Annotated in this window: 16 protein-coding genes; 3 read left to right on the forward strand and 13 right to left on the reverse strand. The window is 67.2% G+C overall.

The annotated features are described in order from the left end of the window. From VGH85_02100 to VGH85_02150, 11 genes are all read right to left on the reverse strand, one after another. Nucleotides 1-1,211: cyclic nucleotide-binding domain-containing protein (locus VGH85_02100; protein HEY2172581.1), on the reverse strand; the 1,211-nt coding region annotated here is incomplete at its 3' end. Beyond that, entirely contained in the window at nt 1,192-1,458 is a 267-nt protein-coding gene (locus VGH85_02105) for a UBP-type zinc finger domain-containing protein (GenBank protein HEY2172582.1), read from the reverse strand. The genes VGH85_02105 and VGH85_02100, both read right to left, overlap by 20 nt. Continuing rightward, a complete protein-coding gene (locus VGH85_02110; protein HEY2172583.1) occupies nt 1,455-1,886 on the reverse strand; it encodes a hypothetical protein in 432 nt (143 codons plus the stop codon). The genes VGH85_02105 and VGH85_02110 overlap by 4 nt, the downstream gene beginning before the upstream one ends. A 41-nt stretch (nt 1,887-1,927) precedes the next feature. Next, the gene (gene trxA, locus VGH85_02115; GenBank protein ID HEY2172584.1) at nt 1,928-2,386 is read right to left on the reverse strand and encodes a thioredoxin; all 459 of its coding nucleotides are present in this window, start codon (nt 2,384-2,386) and stop codon (nt 1,928-1,930) included. 28 nt (nt 2,387-2,414) lie between these two features. Continuing rightward, on the reverse strand, nt 2,415-5,051 hold the full coding sequence (gene clpB, locus VGH85_02120) for an ATP-dependent chaperone ClpB (GenBank protein ID HEY2172585.1): 2,637 nt from the start codon (nt 5,049-5,051) through the stop codon (nt 2,415-2,417). Continuing rightward, nucleotides 5,042-5,407: a chaperone modulator CbpM gene (locus VGH85_02125; GenBank protein ID HEY2172586.1), complete on the reverse strand. Its 366-nt coding sequence runs from the start codon at nt 5,405-5,407 to the stop codon at nt 5,042-5,044. Before VGH85_02125 ends, clpB begins: the two co-directional genes overlap by 10 nt. Next, nucleotides 5,404-6,405 (reverse strand): DnaJ C-terminal domain-containing protein, encoded by a 1,002-nt coding sequence (locus tag VGH85_02130; protein ID HEY2172587.1) that lies wholly within the window; start codon nt 6,403-6,405, stop codon nt 5,404-5,406. The genes VGH85_02125 and VGH85_02130 overlap by 4 nt, the downstream gene beginning before the upstream one ends. Before the next feature lie 3 nt (nt 6,406-6,408). Beyond that, entirely contained in the window at nt 6,409-6,957 is a 549-nt protein-coding gene (locus tag VGH85_02135) for a nucleotide exchange factor GrpE (GenBank protein HEY2172588.1), read from the reverse strand. Between the two features lie 8 nt (nt 6,958-6,965). Beyond that, nucleotides 6,966-8,876, reverse strand: coding sequence for a molecular chaperone DnaK (gene dnaK / locus VGH85_02140; protein ID HEY2172589.1), 1,911 nt, complete (start codon nt 8,874-8,876; stop codon nt 6,966-6,968). A 45-nt stretch (nt 8,877-8,921) separates the two neighbouring features. Continuing rightward, a complete protein-coding gene (locus VGH85_02145) occupies nt 8,922-9,461 on the reverse strand; it encodes a general stress protein (protein HEY2172590.1) in 540 nt (179 codons plus the stop codon). Between the two features lie 9 nt (nt 9,462-9,470). Next, nucleotides 9,471-9,923 carry an Hsp20/alpha crystallin family protein gene (locus VGH85_02150; protein ID HEY2172591.1) on the reverse strand — a complete coding sequence of 151 codons (453 nt, stop codon included), beginning with the start codon at nt 9,921-9,923 and terminating at the stop codon, nt 9,471-9,473. A 242-nt stretch (nt 9,924-10,165) separates the two neighbouring features. Between VGH85_02150 and VGH85_02155 the strand changes: the two genes are divergently transcribed. The 3 genes from VGH85_02155 (at nt 10,166) to VGH85_02165 (ending at nt 15,194) form a co-directional block, all read left to right on the forward strand. Continuing rightward, nucleotides 10,166-10,684: a pyridoxamine 5'-phosphate oxidase family protein gene (locus VGH85_02155; GenBank protein HEY2172592.1), complete on the forward strand. Its 519-nt coding sequence runs from the start codon at nt 10,166-10,168 to the stop codon at nt 10,682-10,684. A 173-nt stretch (nt 10,685-10,857) separates the two neighbouring features. Continuing rightward, entirely contained in the window at nt 10,858-13,827 is a 2,970-nt protein-coding gene (locus tag VGH85_02160) for a hypothetical protein (protein ID HEY2172593.1), read from the forward strand. A 158-nt stretch (nt 13,828-13,985) separates the two neighbouring features. Next, on the forward strand, nt 13,986-15,194 hold the full coding sequence (locus VGH85_02165; protein ID HEY2172594.1) for a mandelate racemase/muconate lactonizing enzyme family protein: 1,209 nt from the start codon (nt 13,986-13,988) through the stop codon (nt 15,192-15,194). Here VGH85_02165 and VGH85_02170 read toward each other — a convergent pair. Both VGH85_02170 and VGH85_02175 read right to left on the reverse strand, forming a co-directional pair. Then, nucleotides 15,163-17,715 carry a beta-propeller fold lactonase family protein gene (locus VGH85_02170; protein ID HEY2172595.1) on the reverse strand — a complete coding sequence of 851 codons (2,553 nt, stop codon included), beginning with the start codon at nt 17,713-17,715 and terminating at the stop codon, nt 15,163-15,165. The genes VGH85_02165 and VGH85_02170 overlap by 32 nt on opposite strands. Nucleotides 17,716-17,933: 218 nt before the next feature. Beyond that, nucleotides 17,934-18,668, reverse strand: a 735-nt coding sequence (locus tag VGH85_02175) for a TIGR03619 family F420-dependent LLM class oxidoreductase (GenBank protein HEY2172596.1), incomplete at its 5' end; no start/stop codon positions are given.

Consider the following 18,668-nt stretch of genomic DNA (forward strand, 5'->3'; position numbering starts at 1 on the left):
GCAGCCTGGCCCGCGGAGTTCCCACCACCGACGATCGCGACCGGATCGGCGCGACACAACTGAGCCTCCTGCATGGTGGCGGCGTAGTAGACACTTGTCCCCTCCAGCCGGTCCAGTCCTGGCACGCCAAGACGCCGGTAGTGCGCGCCGGTCGCGAGCAGCACCGTCCGGGCCGTGAGGGTCGTGCCGTCGTCGATGCTCACGACGTAGTAACCGTCTCGCGACTCGAGCGACGTCGCAGTGAAGGGCACGGTGATCACCGCGCCGAACTTGTCCGCTTGCAAGGCGGCCCGCTCGGCCAGTTCCGCGCCGCTTACTCCGGCCGGAAAGCCCAGGTAGTTTTCGATACGCGACGAGGTCCCGGCCTGCCCGCCGGTCGCCGTACCATCCACGGCGGTCGTCACCAGCCCGTCCGACGCACCGTAGACAGCCGCGGCAAGCCCAGCCGGTCCGGCCCCGACGATGAGGATGTCAATGACGTCTTCGGGAACCTCGGCATGCAGCAGGCCCATCACCCGCGCCATCTCCGCGTTGCTGGGATTGCGCAGAACCGTCTTCCCGGCCCAGACCACCACCGGCGTCTGGGCCGGGTTGATCCCGAACCTGCGCAGGAGAGCCTCCGCTTCATCGTCCTTCTCCAGATCGATCCAGCGGTGCGGCAACCGGTTGCGAGCAGCGAATTCGCGGAGTCGGTGGGTGTCCGGCGAGTAGCAGGAGCCGATGATCTGGAAGCCTGCACCGAGACCGATGAGCTGCATCCGGCGGATCAGATATGCCCGCAGGATGAGATCACTGAGCACGGGGTCCCTGCCCACCAATCCGCGGAGCTCTTCGAGGGGAAGCACCAGAACCTCACCCGGTATGCGGACCTCCGCGCTGTAGAAGGCGGGCTGTCCCTCGAGCAGCCCGAGCTCGCCGAGGAAGCGCCCTGGCCCATGCACCCGGAGGACGTGTTCCTCGTCGCAGTGCCCCTGCAGAATGACCACCCTCCCGCTCAGGACGACGAAGAATTCCGAACATCTCTCCCCTTCTTGGAACAGCCGCTCGCCCCGGTGAGTGGCGCGCCGCTCGCCACGGTCGGCGAGGGCGGCGATCTGTCCATCGCTCAGTCGCGGATACCCACCGTCGGTGTCTGGGGTCTCGGGAAGGGCCGAGTCCGACTCCGTCGCAGACGTATCCGCGACTCGCGGGTCAGGCAAAGTCTTCGTCAACGTAGCACCAGCGCCAGTACTCGCCGGGTTCGAAGGATCGGACGATCGGGTGATGGACCGTGTGTGCGTGTGTCCGCGCGTGTGTCAAAGGCGATGAGTCGCAGCAACCTACATGGCCGCAGGTGAGACACAGGCGAAGATGCACCCAGGGCGAACCGATCTGCAGACACTCTTCGCAGCCGTTGGGGGTCCGCGGTATCACATGACGAACCATGGACAGGTGAGGGTCGACGCCGACCTCGGTCATGATCGACCACGCATGTCGCTCAACGCGTCGGCGATCAGGGACAGTCCCACGCCGAGCAGCCAGACGTCCTTGGCGAGCGGAATGCCCTCCTTCGTGGGACGCAGGCCTCCTGCCTCGTGCATCCCAGGTGTTCGCAGGTAGAGCCCGAGCAGGCTGCCCGCGAAGCCAGTCAGTGCCGCGCCCGCGAACAAGGCAGGGACGAAGGGGACCACCAGGGCGGCGCCAACCGCGAGCTCGCCTCTCGAGAGCAATGTGATGAACCGCTGCGGCGTCAGCTTCCCGATGACCGGGTACGTTGTCGTCGCGAACCCGTGCAGCTCTTGGGCGGTCGTCTCATCTGCCGATGCCTTCGACAGACCGGAGTTGAGTATGAATGCGCCGACAGCAAGCCGCATGGGCATCTGCCGGACCATGGGTCGTAGCCTCATCGGGCCTCCCTGTGTGCACGCGTTCGCTGAGCGAACGCCGGTCACGAACTCTGTTGGGACGTCGATATCCCCGCCATCGCTTGTTGGAGCCACGCCCGCAGCGCGGGCGCTGGGGCCGCCCCCGGCTGTGAGGCTGCGACCTCGCCCCGATACATCACCATCAGGGTTGGTACCGCGCGCACCGAGAACCGCTGCGACAGGCCGGGTGCGTCGTCGACGTTGACCTTGACGAGCTTGATGGTGCCGGCATGCTCCCGAGCCAGTAGCTCCAAGACTGGCGTCACCGTCCGGCACGGACCACACCACGGCGCCCACATGTCGACCAGGACGACCATCGGTGACCTCTCGACGATGTCGGTGAAGTCGCTGTCTCCCGCCTCGACAATCCAGGGCAGTGGTGCCCCACAGTTTCCGCATTTGGGGCGCCCATCGGCTGCTGCTGGTATCCGGTTCGTGCGGCCGCAGTTCTCACACCGCACCGTCGTTTTCATCATCGCCATGCTCACTCCACAGTGGACAACCGCACGGTCAGGTGGATGCTCCTACGGTCGAGTCGTTCTTCGGAAAGGTCACCGCGATCTCGCCGCCTTGTACGTCGACCAGGATGGTGATCCCATCCCGGACGTCGCCCCGGAGTAGCGCCCGCCCGATCCGCGTCTCCACCTCGTGCGAAATGTACCGGCGCAGCGGGCGCGCCCCGTAGACCGGATCAAAGCCCTGTTCAGCGATGAGCCGGCGGGCGTGCTCGGTCAGCTCGACGTTGATTCGTTGATCGGCCAGCCGCTTGCGCAGCTCGTCGAACTGCATATCGACAATGCGCTCGATGTGCGTCAGTGACAGCGATTTGAACAGCACGACGTCATCGACCCGGTTCAGGAACTCGGGCCGGAAACTATGGCGCAATTCAGCCATCACGAGGTCGCGGACCTCGGGCTTGATCTCACCCTCGATAGTGGCGCCCTCGAGTAGATACTCCGAACCCAGGTTGGACGTCATGATGATCACGGCGTTGCGAAAATTCACCGTGCGCCCCTGGGAGTCGGTGATCCTTCCGTCGTCCAACACTTGGAGCAGGGTGTTGAAGACGTCCGCATGCGCCTTCTCAATCTCGTCGAACAAGACTACCGAGTAGGGCTTGCGCCGCACCGCCTCGGTGAGCTGGCCGCCCTCCTCGTAGCCGACGTAGCCAGGAGGGGCGCCGACCAGGCGGCTCACCGTGTGCCGCTCCTGGTACTCGCTCATGTCCAGCCGGACCATGCTCTCGTCGGTGTCGAAGAGAGCCGCGGCGAGGGTCTTCGCGAGCTCCGTCTTTCCAACTCCGGTCGGGCCGAGGAAAATGAATGAGCCGATCGGCCGACGCGGGTCGCGGATCCCTGAGCGGGCCCGGATGATCGCGTCCGTGACGAGTTGCACTGCCTCGTCCTGACCGATCACCCGTTCGCGGAGGAGCTCGTCGAGACGCAGCAGCTTCTCCCGCTCGCCTTCTTGCAGGCGTGCCACGGGAATTCCGGTCCAGGCCGCTACGATCTCGGCGATCTCTTCCTCGGTGACCACTTCGGGCAGCAGCCTGTCCGTTCCCTGCTTCGCGGAGAGCTGCTCCACCTCGGCGGCCAGCCGGCGATCCAGCTCGGCGAGCCGTCCGTAGCGGAGCTCGGCGGCCCGGTTGAGGTCGTAGTTGCGCTCGGCCTCCTCGGCATCGCGCCGTACCTGCTCCAATTCGGCCCGCAGCTCCTGAACCCGCCGGATCGACTGCCGCTCGGCCTCCCATTGGGCGTGCGTTGCGTCGGCGACCGCGCGCAGGTCCGCGAGCTCCTTGCGAAGCTGGTCGAGGCGGGCCTGGCTCGCCGGGTCGGTCTCCTTCTCCAGTGCGGCTTCCTCGATCTCGAGCCTGGTCACTCGCCGGGTGATCTCGTCCAATTCGGCCGGCATCGAGTCGATTTCGGTACGCAGCCGGGCGCATCCCTCGTCAACCAAATCAATCGCCTTGTCCGGCAGGAACCGATCGGTGATGTACCGATGACTCAGAACCGCCGCGGCCACCATGGCGCTGTCCTGGATCTGAACCCCGTGGAATACTTCCAGCCGCTCCCGCAGCCCACGGAGAATGGAGATGGTGTCCTCCACGCTCGGCTCGTCGACCATCACGGTCTGGAACCGACGTTCCAATGCTGCGTCGGACTCGATGCGCTTGCGGTACTCCGTGAGGGTGGTGGCACCGATCATGTGGAGCTCGCCCCGGGCCAACATCGGCTTGAGCATGTTGCCCGCGTCCATCGCCCCTTCGGCGGCGCCCGCTCCTACGACCGTGTGCAGTTCGTCGATGAACAGCAGGATGCGCCCTTCCGCAGCCTTCACCTCATTCAGCACGGCCTTGAGCCGCTCTTCGAACTCGCCGCGGTATTTCGCTCCGGCAACGAGCGCCCCCATGTCGAGGGAGAAGATCGTCCGGTCCCGCAGGCCCTCCGGAACGTCACCACGCAATATCCGCTGGGCCAGGCCCTCGACTATGGCGGTCTTCCCAACACCCGGATCACCGATCAGGACTGGATTGTTCTTCGTCTTGCGGCTGAGGATCTGCACGACCCGACGAATCTCGGCGTCTCGACCGATGACCGGGTCCAAGCTGCCCGCGCGGGCCTCCGCGACGAGATCGCGACCGTACTTCTCCAACGCCTCATACGCCCCCTCCGGGCTGGCCGAGGTGACCCGCTGGTTGCCCCGTACCCGCGTCAATGCATCCAAGAACGACTCCCTGGTCACACCGTGCTCCTGGAGCATCCGCCCGGCGGCGGTGGCCGTCCCCTCTTCGATCAGCGCCAACGCCAGGTGCTCGACAGAGACGTAGTCATCCTTGATCCGTTTGGCCTCACGTTCGGCAGCGTCAAGCAGGCGCGCGAGCCGTTGGGTGACATACACCTGTCCCGGTTGCGCCCCCGGGCCGCTCACCTTCGGTCGACGAGCCAGTTCCGCCTCGATCTCCGCCCGCAGCGCTTCGACGTTGGCGCCTACCTGTTCGAGCAACCGTGGCGTGAGCCCGTCGGCTTGGTCGAGCAGCGCGAGTAACAGGTGCTCGCCGTCCACCTCGGTGTGGCTCAGTCGCGCCGCCTCGCTCTGCGCGGACTGCAACGCTTCCTGCGACTTCTGGGTCAGCCGGTTCATGTCCATTGCCGATCACTCCTTGCGGCCGACGGATTGGTGGATCCACTGCTCCGAAGCGCGAGCTCGAGCTGGGTGATGCGGTCCAAGAGGTCGAGCACCAGGCCGATCGACGCGTAGTTCAGCGACAGGCCGGCCCGCAGCCGCTGGATGCGGGCGATCGTGGCGGGTGCGTCCTGGGTGAACCACACGTCGCCGGCGGAATCTCGTGCGACATCCAACAGTCCGAGCGCGACGTACCGATGAATCAAGTCCGGGTGCAATCCAGTCCGGCGGGTCAGCGTTTCGATGCTGAGCCGAGCGGGCCGGACTAGCGGATAGCTCCGGATCGTCTTCGCCAGGCCGCGTCGCAGGGGAGCGGTCATCTGGATCTCCTCGGATCAAAGGTCGACTCGGCGGCGAGCTTTTCGAATAGACGCTTCTCCTGTGCGGTGAGTTTGGGCGGGACCATGATCTTGACCTCGGCATACAGATCGCCCGGTTTTCCCCTGGGGTTGGGCATCCCTTCGGCCTGCAGCCGCAGCCGTCGTCCGCTCGACGACCCCGGAGGCACCTTGACCTTGGTCTCGCCACCCGGAGTCGTCAGCGGGACCGTCGCACCGAGTGCGCCCTCCCAAGGAGTCACCGGGAGGTCGACGTAGATGTCCCGCTTGGCAAGCCGGTAGCGCGGGTGCGGAGCAATCCTCACCACGAGATACAGGTCGCCGGCAGGACCGTTGCCGCTTCCCCCGCCGCCCTGGCCGGCGAGCCGGATTCGTTGGCCATCGGTGACGCCCGCAGGGACGGTGACCTGGTAGTTGTGCGGCCCGCCGGGGCCGCTCAGGGTGATGCTGCGCCGACCACCCCGGTAGGCCTCTTCGACGGTGAGGTCGAGCTCGGCCTCATGGTCGGCTCCGGGGATCGGGCCGGTCGCGCCGCGCGCACCGAACATGCCGCCGAACAGGTCGTCGATGTCGATCTCGTCGAAGTCTCCGAAGTCCGATCCACCGAAGTCCGAGGTGTAGACCCGGCCGCCACCGGTTCGGGTACCACGGCTGGCGCCCGCTCGAGGGCCGCGACTGCGGCCCCCGGCACGCTGCGAGCGGCCGGGGCTGCCGCGACCGAATCCCTGCGTCGCGGCCTGCGGGTCGAAGTCCTCCGGGATCTGCCGGAAGTCCGCGCCGAACCGGTCGTAACGTGCCCGGGTCTTCGGATCGGCGAGCACGTGGTAGGCCTCGTTGATCTCCTTGAACCGGTCCTCCGCCGCCGGGTCGTTGTTCACGTCGGGATGGTTCTTGCGGGCAAGCTGCCGGTAGGCCTGCTGGATGTTTTCCGTGCTCGCGTCGCGGGGTACGCCGAGCACCTGGTAGTAGTCCCGGTCCACCGGTCAGCCACCCTGCCGCCGGCTGACGGTCACGGCGGCGGGACGGAGTTGATTCTCGCCGTCGCCGTAGCCAGGACGCACGACCTGTACGACGGTTCCCGGCTCGGCGTCGGGGTCCTCGACGACGGCCACCACCTCGTGCCTCGTCGGGTCGAAGGGCAGCCCGATCTCGTCGTGCCGGGGAAAGCCCAGGCGCGCGAGGACCTCAACCGCCTGGTCACGGACGGCGCGCACACCCGCGACGATGGGATCCGACCCACCTCCGGCATGCGCGAGCGCCAACTCGAGGTTGTCGACCACTGGGAGCCAGGCTGCAGCCACCCGGCTACGCTCGGCCGCCCGTTCCCGTTCGAGATCCCGGGCGTACCGCTTGCGGAGGTTATCCAGGTCGGCCACCGCTCGGCGCCATCGGTCCTCCAGCTCGCCGACTATGGCGACGGCCTGGGCCTCCTCCGACTGTTCTTCTCCGGGCGTCGACGGTGCCGAGTCCGTCTCAGCCGGGACGGTTCGCACGACTGCCTCGGCGTTCTCGCCCTCCTCGCGAGTGGACATCGGTCCGCCTACGTACGGTCAAAGTCGGCGTCGATGACGTCATCGTCGCTACCGGTCTGCGCGTTCGCGGACTGCTCCGTTCCGGCGGGCCCCGACCCGTCCGGTCCAGCACCGTTGCCACCACCGGACCGAGCAGCCATGAGCCCCGAGTGGGCCTGCTGCAGTTCGGACGTCAGTGACCGGACCCGTTCCAGCGACGCTTGCTGCTTGATCGCTTCCCGCGCGTCGGCGATAAGCATCTCTGCGCGAGCCCGCTCGTGCGGCGCAGCGGAGTCGCCGAGCTCGTTCAACTGGCGTTCGACCTGGTAGGCGGCCGAGTCCAACTCGTTGCGCGCGTCCACGGCTTGCCGTGTTGCCTGGTCCTCCGCCCGGTGCCGCTCGGCTTCGGACACCATGCTCTCGACGTCGCTGCGGTCGAGGTTGGAACTCTCGCTGATCGTGATGCCTTGTTCGGCTCCGGTGGTCTTGTCCCGCGCAGTGACATTGAGGATCCCGTTGGCATCGACGTCGAACGTGACCTCGATCTGCGGCTCCCCGCGCGGCGCGGGCCGGATGTTCTCCAGCCTGAACCGGCCCAGGGCCCGGTTGTCCTTGGCAAGTTCTCGCTCACCCTGCAACACGACGATGTCGACGGCGCCTTGGTTGTCCTCCGCGGTGGAGAACACCTCGGTACGGCGAACCGGAATGGTGGTGTTGCGCTCGATGATCTTCGTCATCACGCCACCCTGCGTCTCCACACCCAGAGACAGCGGGGTCACGTCCAGCAGGAGCACATCCTGCACCTCGCCCTTGAGCACGCCGGCCTGAATGGCTGCTCCCAGCGCTACGACCTCGTCCGGGTTGACCGACATGTTCGGCTCTTTGCCGCCGGTCATCCGGCGTACCAGTGCCTGCACAGTCGGCATCCGGGTGGACCCGCCGACGAGGATCACCTCGTCGATGTCGTCCGCGGTCACCCTGGCGTCGGACATCGCCTGCTTGACCGGGCCGAGACACCGCTCCACCAGGTCTGCCGTGATCTGTTCGAAGGTGGATCGCATGATCGTCATGGACAGATGCTTCGGGCCGTCCGCACCGGCCGTAATGAACGGCAGGCTCACCTGAGTCTGGCTCACCGAGCTGAGTTCGACCTTGGCCTTCTCCGCTGCCTCGAACAGCCGCTGCAATGCCTGCGGGTCGTTGCGCAGGTCGATCCCGTTGTCTTTCTTGAACTCGTCGGCGAGGTAGTCGACGAGTCGACGGTCGAAGTCGTCGCCACCGAGGTGGGTGTCGCCGGAGGTCGCGCGCACCTCCACGACACCGTCGCCCACATCGAGAACGCTGACGTCGAACGTCCCACCACCGAGGTCGAAGACAAGCACGGTTTCGTGCTCGCGCTTGTCGAGCCCGTAGGCGAGCGCCGCCGCGGTGGGCTCGTTGATGATGCGTAGCACCTCGAGGCCGGCGATTCGGCCGGCGTCCTTGGTGGCGGTCCGCTGAGCATCGTTGAAGTACGCAGGCACGGTGATGACTGCTTCGGTAACCCGCTCGCCGAGGTTCTTTGATGCGTCCTCGGCGACCTTCCGCAGCACGAGCGCGCTGATCTCTTCCGGTGCATACTTCTTTCCGCGGACCTCGAAGCGCGCGTTGCCATGCTCGTCCGGGACCACGTCGAAGGTCACCGCCTTGGCCTCGTCCTGCACCTCGTCGAAGTGCCGGCCGATGAAGCGCTTGGCCGAGTAGATCGTGCCCTTCGGGTTCAAGATCGCTTGACGGCGGGCCAACTGGCCCACCATCCGTTCACCACTGTCGGTGAAGGCCGCCACCGAGGGGGTGGTTCTTGCGCCCTCGACGTTGGGGATCACCCTGGGCTCCCCGCCTTCCCAGACCGCGATCACCGAGTTGGTAGTGCCCAGGTCGATGCCGACTGCCTTCGCCATGAGTTACTCCTTCGAGATACCCAAAAGTCCTCAGTTCGGTGCTGTTCAGGCCCGGACACGGCGGCCAGGATCGCGTTCCTGGAGCAGCCGTGCTGCCTCATCAGCCACTTCGTCGCCGACCATCAGCTCGTACCGGCTGGGCAATATCGCCTGTACGGCGACGAAGTCCCGCCGTCCGTGCTGCAGCGCGTGGAAGAAGACGCCGAGCAGCGCCCCGATCACCGCGCCGAAGAGCAACCCGTACAGAGCGAGCGCGACACTGGCGATTACCGGATGGAACCAGTCGAACACGCCGAATAGCCAGCCGATGAGGACGCCGGGGACCGCGCCCGACCCGGCGCCGTGCATCGCCGCACGCCAGTAGTTCACGCGCCCGACGATCTGCTCGATCATCCGGACGTCCTCTCCCACGATCGCTACCCGGTCGATCGGGAACTGCTGTTCAGCCAGGTATTCAACGGCGGCTTCGGCGTCCACGTAACGGATGAACGACGCGACGGTCCGGCGTAGTGGTTGCTGGTTGTCGGCCTGGGGGGTAGATGTGGCCGTGCCGGCAGATGCTGTTTCCGTGGTCTGCTCGGTCATCGCCGACTCCTAAGCCTGGGCGTTTGCCGTTGCCTTTTGACTGGTCTCAACCGGCTGGCGTTCGGACGATGGCCCGATCTGAACTCGCCGCGGCTTGCTGCTCTTGGCTACCGGGATGGTCAGGGTCAGGACGCCGAGCTCGACGTTCGCCCCGACCTTGCTGGTGTCGAGGTTGTCTCCCAGGAACAGTTGCCTGGTGAAGTCGCCGTGTGGACGCTCGTCAATGAGCACCTCGTCGCCGTCCTGACGGACCGGCTGCCGCCGTGCATTGATGGTGACGACGTTTCGCTCCACAGTGACGTCGATGTCGTCGGGTGCCACGCCCGGGGCATCCAGCACGACGTAGAACTCCTCGCCGCGGCGGAAGGCCTCCATCGGCATCGTGCGGAGCGGACGTTCTCCCGCCACCCTCTCGGTCAGCCGGTCGAGTTCTCGGAAGGGATCGAAGCGCATCAGGGCCATCGGGATGTCCTCCATTCGGAACGATGGCGTCAGCCTCGCAGTCGGGCGTAGCCGCCACCTGCTCCCCGCAGGTCGAAATGCCACGCGGCGGTTGGGCCCCGCAGGTCGAAGGCGACAAGTCGCCCAGGGCGATGGACCTCTTGCCCCGACCGGGCTGCGCGCGGCGCCGTCGTGCCCGGTGATCGGTCCGGTTGCGACGCGGTTGGCTAGCGGTGTCGGACGTGGGCGCTAGTGTCCTTCGCATGCCCATAGCACCGCGCCCCGGCCGTGCCCGTCCGACCATGCCCGACGGCTACGGACTGCCGCCCACCACCGACGGCATGCTGGACTGGGAGCAGGTTGAGGAACGTCTGCGCGCCTCCAAGCACTACTGGCTGGCCACGGTCCGCCCAGACGGGACCCCGCACTCGGTGCCGCGCTGGGGAGTCTGGCTGGACGGCAGGTTCTATTACGACGGCGCGCCGACGACGCGTCACGTACGCAACCTTGCCCACAACACCGCCTGCACGCTCACCCTGGAGAGCGGCACGGAAGTCGTCATCGTCGACGGCAACTCCGTGGCGACGCGTGCCGACCCGGACGAGCTGGGTGCCCGGCTGGCGACGGCGTTCGAGAAGTACCACCCGGGATACGCGCCGGGACCGGATTCGTGGGCCGGCGATCAGGGCGGCGGGCTACGGGTCATTGTTCCGAAGCGCGCCCTGGCGTGGTTCGCGTTCCCGCAGGACTGCACGCGGTTCACCTTCCCGGGCCCACGCTGAGCGCTGCGTCAAGCGTTTCGGCTGGTCTCGACATCTGAGGTGGATTCAGGAGGTTGCTGGACCGTTTTGCCGACGGCTGCCATGCTCATCGTGACTCGGCTGCCATGGAGTCGCTCGGCTGGCTTGCGTTCCCGCTCGGCTTTGGTCGGCGGCCACGAGTTTGGGGGATTGTTATGGGCTACCAGGACTTTCTGCGCAGCGACGCCATGGGCATGGAGCTGGACGAGGTCTTGCGGTCCTCGCCCGTCGTTTTGCTCGGGGTTGGGCCGGACGCGGCCCATGCGTTGAACACGTTGGGCATCGCCACGGTCTTCGATCTCGCTGGCTCGTCGACGTTCGGAGCCGCCGCCACCGTGCTGCGGGTGGCCACCGACGGTGATGGTCGCAGCGGCGCGCTTCCCGGTGACCTGTTCGCGGCGCCTCCGGGTGGGCCGATCGAGGCCGCTCCGGATCAGTCGGTCGGGACGCTTCGTCTGGTGGCCGGAGCGGGCAGTAACGGCGCGGTGAGTGAGTCGCTCGACGTGCGCTCGATCCGTGACCTTGCGCTGTGGCCGCCGTATGCGGCGGCCCGGTCGATTCTCGCCGAGTCGGTCGGCGCGGCCCCGGCCGATGCGGACGGAACTCCGGGTGACCTCCTTCCGGGCAGTGGACGCTACCCGCTCGAGCGCGCCTACTACTCGTCGTTCGTCCTCGCCGACCTCGACGATCCGACGGGCGGAACGCGAAGTGCGCTGGAGGACGCGGGGCCTCTCGATCCCGTCACTGCGCTCAGCGGTTCGGGGTTCAGCCGCCCGGTCCGGGGCGCGCGGCTCACCTTCGCGCAGTCCTGGTACTCGCAAGGCGTCGCGCTTGGTCAGCTGTTGCACAGCCTCGCGCTCGCCCCGGGCGAGAGCACCCGGGTCGCGATGATCGACTGGTCGCGGCAGCAGACCGGCACCCAGCTGGACACGGGCGGTCAGACCGAGGCGTTGATGGCCGATACGACGCAGAAGCGGGCGATGAGTGAGGTGCAGAACGCCGTTGCCGCCGAGGCGCAGAACGGCTTTTCGCAAACCGCCTCGCACGGCCAGCAGACTCAGGGTGGTGGTGGGGGCGGCTTCAGCGCGGGCGGTCTCACCATCGGCGGCAGCGGTAGCACGGCCAACACCGCCGCGGACTCCAGCATCGTGACCGGCTCGTCGGGGGTGCGCAGCATTGCGGCGTCGATGACCCAGAACGTCGCAGACAGCACGGATCAGGCGGCCAGCTCCGCCCGGAACATGTACGCCTCGGTTGTGCGCGAACTGTCCCAGGCCGAGCATGAGAACATCAGCACCCGGGTGGTCGGCAACTTCAACCACATGCACGCGCTGACCGTCCAGTACTACGAGGTCGTGCAGATCTACCGGACCAGGGTCGGCCTGCACCGTTTCGAGCCCTGCCTGTTCGTGCCCATGAAGCCGATCGACTTCCTCGCCACCACGGCGACCGGCGTCGAGGCCCCCGGGGACATCGTCGTACGCCGCTACCGCAATGCGCTGCAAGCCGCCGCGCTCGACCCGCAGACGCGGACCCTGCTCGACGCCCAGACTCCGCAGTCGACGACTGTCGAGATCCGTCCGACGGTCCAACGGCTCGTCCCTCCGGCTCCGACCGACGACACCGGATCGGGGCAGCCGGCTGCGGGGAACGACACCAGCCAGTCCGTCGTCCGCGCCCTCAACACCGTCGACGGCAGCGTGATCGAAGTACCCGAGGGGGCGACCCTACAGAAGATCCGGGCGAGCTTCCCATGCAAGCGCGCCGGCCTGTACTTTCCCGAGGGTTCGCCTGAGAACACCACCTACATGAACGTCGAGCCGAATGTCGGCAACGCGGGGCAGCCGTTCGAGGCGGATGGGTTCCTCCCGGTCCCGCTTGGCGACGTCGTTTCGCTGACCCTGGATACCGACGGTGTCCAGCAGACCGGATTCGTCACCCTCGTGCTCGCCTACCGCGGTGCTCCGCTGCAGGTCGACGTGCCGGTCGTGGCCTACGGTGCCGGCGCCGGCCAGGGCGAGCAGGTTTTGACACTGCGACGCGGCGACCCGATGCAGACGCTGAAGATGCTTTTGGCGCAAGATCAGCTGCACTACAGCCAGGTCGTGTGGCGTGCAATGGACTCGGCGACGGTCGCACTGCTGCTGGCGCCGTACACCTACGCCGGGCAGCCGCTCGCCCAGGTCATTGACCCGGCACCGGTAGGGGTCACCGGCAACTACCTGATCTTCCGTATGCCATGGGAGGCGCGGGACCTGCTCGACGGCACCGCGCAGCCCACGGGGGTGGGCGCCGACCAGGCCTGGATGGAGTGGATCGGTAAGCACGCGGACTACCAGACGACGGTGGAGGACTTCGTCCCACTGCCCAGCGGTGGCGTATTCGCCGAAGCGGTGCTGGGGCGTGCGAACTGCGCGGAGAAGCTAGACATCACCCGGTTCTGGAACTGGCAGGACTCGCCGGTGCCGCTGCAGGCCCCGGATATCGCCGCCGTGCAGGCGGGGTCGCGGGCGCAGCAGGACAATACGACACCGTCCGGGCTAGCAGCCCCGATCGTTGCGTTCAACAACCCGGCGGCGCTGCCCGACCCCGCCGGCCTATCGAGCACTCTCGGCGCGTTGGCCAGCGGCGCGATGTTCCGCGACATGAGTGGGTCCGCGACGGCGCAGGCCTTGGCGCTCGCCGCGATCACCGGCGCCGGACAGGGTGCGACCGCTGCCGGCCAACAGGGAGTCGCAAACGCGGCGATGGCCGCTCAAAAGGACATCGAGATGGCCAAGATCGCCGCCGGGCTGGTCACCGGCGGGCTCGCGGGCGGCGGCAAGGGCACGGCCAGCGTGCAAGGCGCGAAGATCAACGAAGGCCGCTCGCTGGACGAACGCGGCGCCACCCCGACCAAAGGTGGCAGCGCGTCCGGCTCTCTCGAGGCACAGGCCGCCGCGGACGACACCGGTACGGCGCTCGCCATCATCGGCGACATCGCCGGCGCTCAGAACGGCGGGGAAAAGAAGATCGCAAGCCCCGACGGTTCGGCAACGAACGGGACGCCAACTAGCAGCGGATCATCCGACAGCTCGCCGTCGGTACCTCCGTCGAAATCCGCCGCCAACACCGAAACACCGTGAGAGCCGTATCACTGGACCGCCTTACCTACTGTTCATCGCCAAGTGCCGCTTCAGATCGCGGTGCTGCGGAACGTCGCTCGCTGGGATCCGCCTGACGGCGAGTGAGACGGAGTCAGCTGGCGAAACTCACACGGACGTACGCAGCAGAAGGAGCATTGATGAAGGTCACGGGCTATCGGAGCCTCGTCACCTCGCACGACTGGGGACGTCGGATCGGCGATGCCAACGGCGTCATGCCGGGTGATCGGACTGACGTTCACGTGCTCATCCTCGAGACAGATATCGGGCTCGAGGGAGTGGGGGTCGGCGCGCACGGCGACATCGATCGGGTGTTCGGCGCGATCGAGGGTGAGGACCCGCGCGCTGTGAGCGCGCTATATGACCGGATGATCGCGTGGGTCTTCAAGACAGGGCATTCCGGCGCGGTCTTCGGCGCGATCGGTGCGATCGACATGGCGCTGTGGGATCTGAAGGCCAAGGCGGCCGGCGAACCCCTCTGGCGGACTCTCGGTGGGCGCGACCGGTTCGTACCCGGCTACGCCTCCGGCCTGGACATCGCCGTCGACGACGATGCGCTGGTCGCGCTCTATCAACGTTTCGCCGATCGGGGGTTCGGCGCGGGGAAGCTGAAGGGCGGACGCGACCTGGATCGGGATCTTCGGCGACTGCAGGCGATGCGAGATGTCCTTGGCCGGAATGCCGCGCGTCCGGCGCTGATGTTCGACGCCAACGAGTCGTGGCACCGCTCGCAGGCGATCCGTTTCGTCGGCGAACTCGAAGAGCACGTCGACCTGACCTGGATCGAGGAACCCGTCCGGCGGTGGGACGCCGCCGGCTTGCGTGCCGTGCGGGAAGCGGTCCGAGCGGGGGTTGCGACCGGCGAGAACCTCACCGGCCTGGACCAGTACCGCCGGCTGCTCGATGCGGATGCCATCGACATCGTGCAGGTGGGCAACGTCTGGGGCATCACCCACTTCCTGCGGGTAGCGGCGGTCGCGCATGCGTGGGACCTGCCGGTGAGCCCGGTTGGCCACCACGGCAACCCGCTGGCGCACGCCGCCGTCGCCGTGCCGAACCACCTGACGTTCGAGGTGCAGGACCTCACTTCCCCGCTCGGCCTGGACATCGACCAGACCTTTGATGACGGCGGCATCATCCTCGGCGATCGCCCCGGACTCGGCATCATGGTCGACGAGTCGGCCATCGCGGTGTCGACCGCGCAGACCCCACCGGCGGCATTCGCAGGTCCCCACATCAGGCCCGAACGTGCTGGGCTGCGCCTCGTCGGCGACGTCGAGGACCACGGCGTCTCATCGGGCGGTCAGGCGGCGGCCGTCAGTTCGTCGTACGACGGTGAAACACCGTGAGGCTGTTACTCAAGGCCGCTACCGCGTAGAGGTTATTGCCGTCCGGGCTCACCACCGAGGAGCTGACCCCTAGCACCCCGCCGCGTGCGGTTGTGCAGTTCGGCGTCGCTGCGCTGGTGAAGCACCCGCGTAGGCCCGTCCTCTGCATCAGGGCACCGGTGCTAGCGGTGCGGTTGAACGCGTCCAGCGCGTTCGACAGGTACGTCGTCGCATAGACGCTGGCGCCGTCGGGAGAGACTGAGAGCCCCTCGGGATCGATCAGTCGGCGACCGACCGCACAACCGGCCACCGGGAAGTTCAGCACGCAGCCTGCGGAGCCGGCTTGCTGGGTGAGCGTGCCGGTGCCCAAATTCCGAGTGAGGATGGCGATGCCTGCTGATATCCCCCCGGCGATGTACACGGTGCGGTCATCGGGGCTGATGGCCACTGCGTCCGATCCTCTCAGCGCCCGAGCGCTCCTGCAGCCGACCTGCGGTGTGCTGGTGAGACAGCCGGTGCCATCGGTGGCCTGCGTCAGCGCGCCGGTCGCCGGGTTGCGCGTGAGGACGTCGACCGCGTCGCTGACCGCGGCTGCGACGTAGACGTTCTTGCCATTGGCGCTGACCGCCAGACCCTCGGGATTTTTCATGGCAAGGCCGTGGGCGCAGCCTGCACCCGAGACTGTGGAGATGCAGCCGCTGGCGCCCGGCAGCTGGGTGAGCGCGCCGGTGGACCCGTTGCGTCTAAACGACAGGGCGGCATCGCCGAAGAACGCGCCGACGTAGACGTTCTTGCCGTCGGGGCTGACAGCGACGACGTCCGGGCCACTGAGCGCTCGGGCACTTGCGCATCTCGGTGTTGCGGTCTCCGCGATGCAGCCGGCGGTCCCCGTCAATTGGGTCAGCCCGCCGGTGATTGGGTCGCGGCGGAAGATGGCGATCGAGTCGCCCTGCGCCGAGGTCGCGTAGACGTTCTTACCGTCCGGGCTCACGGTCACCGAGTTCGGGCCGCCGACCCCGACCGCGGGCCTACAGCCTTGGGCGCCGCGAGCGGCGACACAGCCAGCCGGTCCGGGCGCCTGGGTGAGCTTTCCGGTCGACTTGCTGCGGCGGAACACGGCGACCGCCTGGCTGCGACTGGAGGCGACGTAGAGGTTGCCGCCACGGGGGCTCAAAGCGACGGCATGGGAGCCCAGCAGCGGCCCTGGTCCCTGCAGCGCCCGGACGAGTTGGCACCCGGTCTTTGTGCTGCCGACCAGACACCCACTGGAGCCCTGAAGCTGGGTCAGCGTGCCGACGGCCCGGGATGGGGGATGCGGACCAGTGGAGATGAGCACGTCGAAGGCGGTTCCGGAGATGCCAGTGGCACCGGAGGCGACGTTCACCGGGGTAAGGCTGCCCGCATTGGTCCCGTTGCCGATCTGCCCCTGCGAGCCGGCACCCCAGGCGTACACCTCCCCGGCAGGGGTCACGCCGTAAGAGGTGGAGCCGTTGGACGCAAGCAAATGATAAGTGACCCCGGACGGTGGGGTGATCCGTACCGGCGCGCGCTCCGCCGTCGTCTTCCCGTCTCCGAGCTGTCCCGCTTTGTCAGCGCCCCAGGCGTACATGGCGCCGTTGAAGAGCAGGACCAGCGTCTGACCGTTGCCGGGCGCGGAGCCGCCTTGGGTGACCTGTGTCACCTTGGCCGGCAGGTGCACCGCGACCGGCACGTCGGACCGCTTAGCCGTCGAGTTGATGCCGAGCTGCCCGAGGCCGTTGACGCCCCAGTCCATGTACCTGCCATCGGCCAGCAGGGCGCCGGCGTTCCCGAACGCGGACACCAGCGCCACGACATGCGCGGAGGGGCCGAGACCTTTCACCTTGACCGGCACGAAGCTCGTGCCGAAGGTCCCGTTGCCCAGCTCGCCGAGCTCGCCGAGACCGCATGCCCAGACCTGGCCGGCCGATTCGTATACCGCGTGGTCAAACGCGCCGGCCACGGCGGTCACCCGGGTGAACGGCAGTTGGACAGGGACGCGATGCTGGTGGCGATTGCCCAGGCACAGCTCGCCGCCCCGGTTGTAGCCCCAGCCCCAGACATGCCCCGTGGTGTCGACGGCCTGGCCGGTGTCATAGGGCATGACGTTATTGGGGAGCGAGGCGATCCTCACCCCGGCCGGGAAGCGAACTCGCACTGGCACGGTGAACGAATTCTTGGTCGTGCCGTTGCCGAGCTGGCCGTGGTCGCCCATTCCCCACGCATACACAGTGCCGTTGACCAGCAGCGCGTAATACGTCGAGTTCGAGGTCGCGACCTCCGCCACCGGACCCGGCAGCTTCATCTGCGCCGGGGTCAGGGTCTGGTTATTGATCACGCCCGGAACGTCGGAGAGCGAGCCCCAGTGCGCGACCGTTTGGGACGCGCCCACCAGGGGTTTAGCGGACGCTGAGTGATTCACCGCCTGGGCGCTACTGGGGACCGCGAGCGACAGTGCTATGGCGCTGAGGCTCGCGACGGCCGCCCATCTGGTGGCGGGGCGCCGGGTGCCTGCTGCGCTCAATATGCGGTTCACCTGTTTTCCCCCGTCTTCTTCAACAGTGCCGTATGACCATCGCACGTAGGCCGGAAATAAGGAATCACCCTTAGGGAGTGATTTTGGACTTGACGCGGGAGCGTTCAGTTACTGTTGGCGTCTAGGCTGCACCCATAGCCTTGATGTTGGGTTGCTTCCTCGTTTAGGACTGCGAATACGGACGGCACAGCACGGGCCAATGACGTTTAACTCAGGCCCGCCACCCACTTTTCAGCCAGGACAGACACCCACCCAGCGACGAGCCGGGGGTCGGCCGGCGGGCTGTCCACGATGACCAGTTCGTCGACACCGAGATCCGCCAGCGCGGAGAGGTCGCTGATCTGCGGTTGGCTCATGGCGACGGCGCGGCGCAGCTGCCCAGTCTTGCGTCCTATTCTCTGGCATTGCGCGTCGAGGAAGGCCAGCCGTTCGGCAACGTCGGACACGGTGGCGAGGTTGAATCCGTACCAGCCGTCCCCCCAAGCGGCGACCCGGCGGAGCGCCGGGTCGGAGTTGCCGCCCAGCATGACGGGAACTCGCCGGTCGCCGACAGGTTTGGGGTTCACGCGGATGGCTTCGAACTTGACGAACTCGCCGTCGAAGGAGGCGACGTCCTCGCGCCACAAGGTGCGCATTGCTGCGACGTACTCTGCGGTTCGGGCCGCCCGCCGGGCGAATGGCACGCCGAGCGCGTCGAACTCCTCCCGCGACCAGCCGATACCCACGCCAAGTGTCAGCCGACCGCCGCTCAACTGATCGAGGGTGGCCGCCTGCTTGGCCAACACGACCGGGTTGTGCTCCGGGAGCAGCAGCACACCCGTCGCAACGCCGATCGTCTCGGTGCTTGCGGCAGCAAAGCTCAGGCTGACCATAGGGTCGTTCCAATCGGCCGTCGGCGGCACCGCTATGCGGCCGTCCTCCGCGTAGGGATAGCGCGACGA

The sequence above is a fragment of the Mycobacteriales bacterium genome (assembly GCA_036497565.1).
Lineage (GTDB): Bacteria > Actinomycetota > Actinomycetes > Mycobacteriales > QHCD01 > DASXJE01.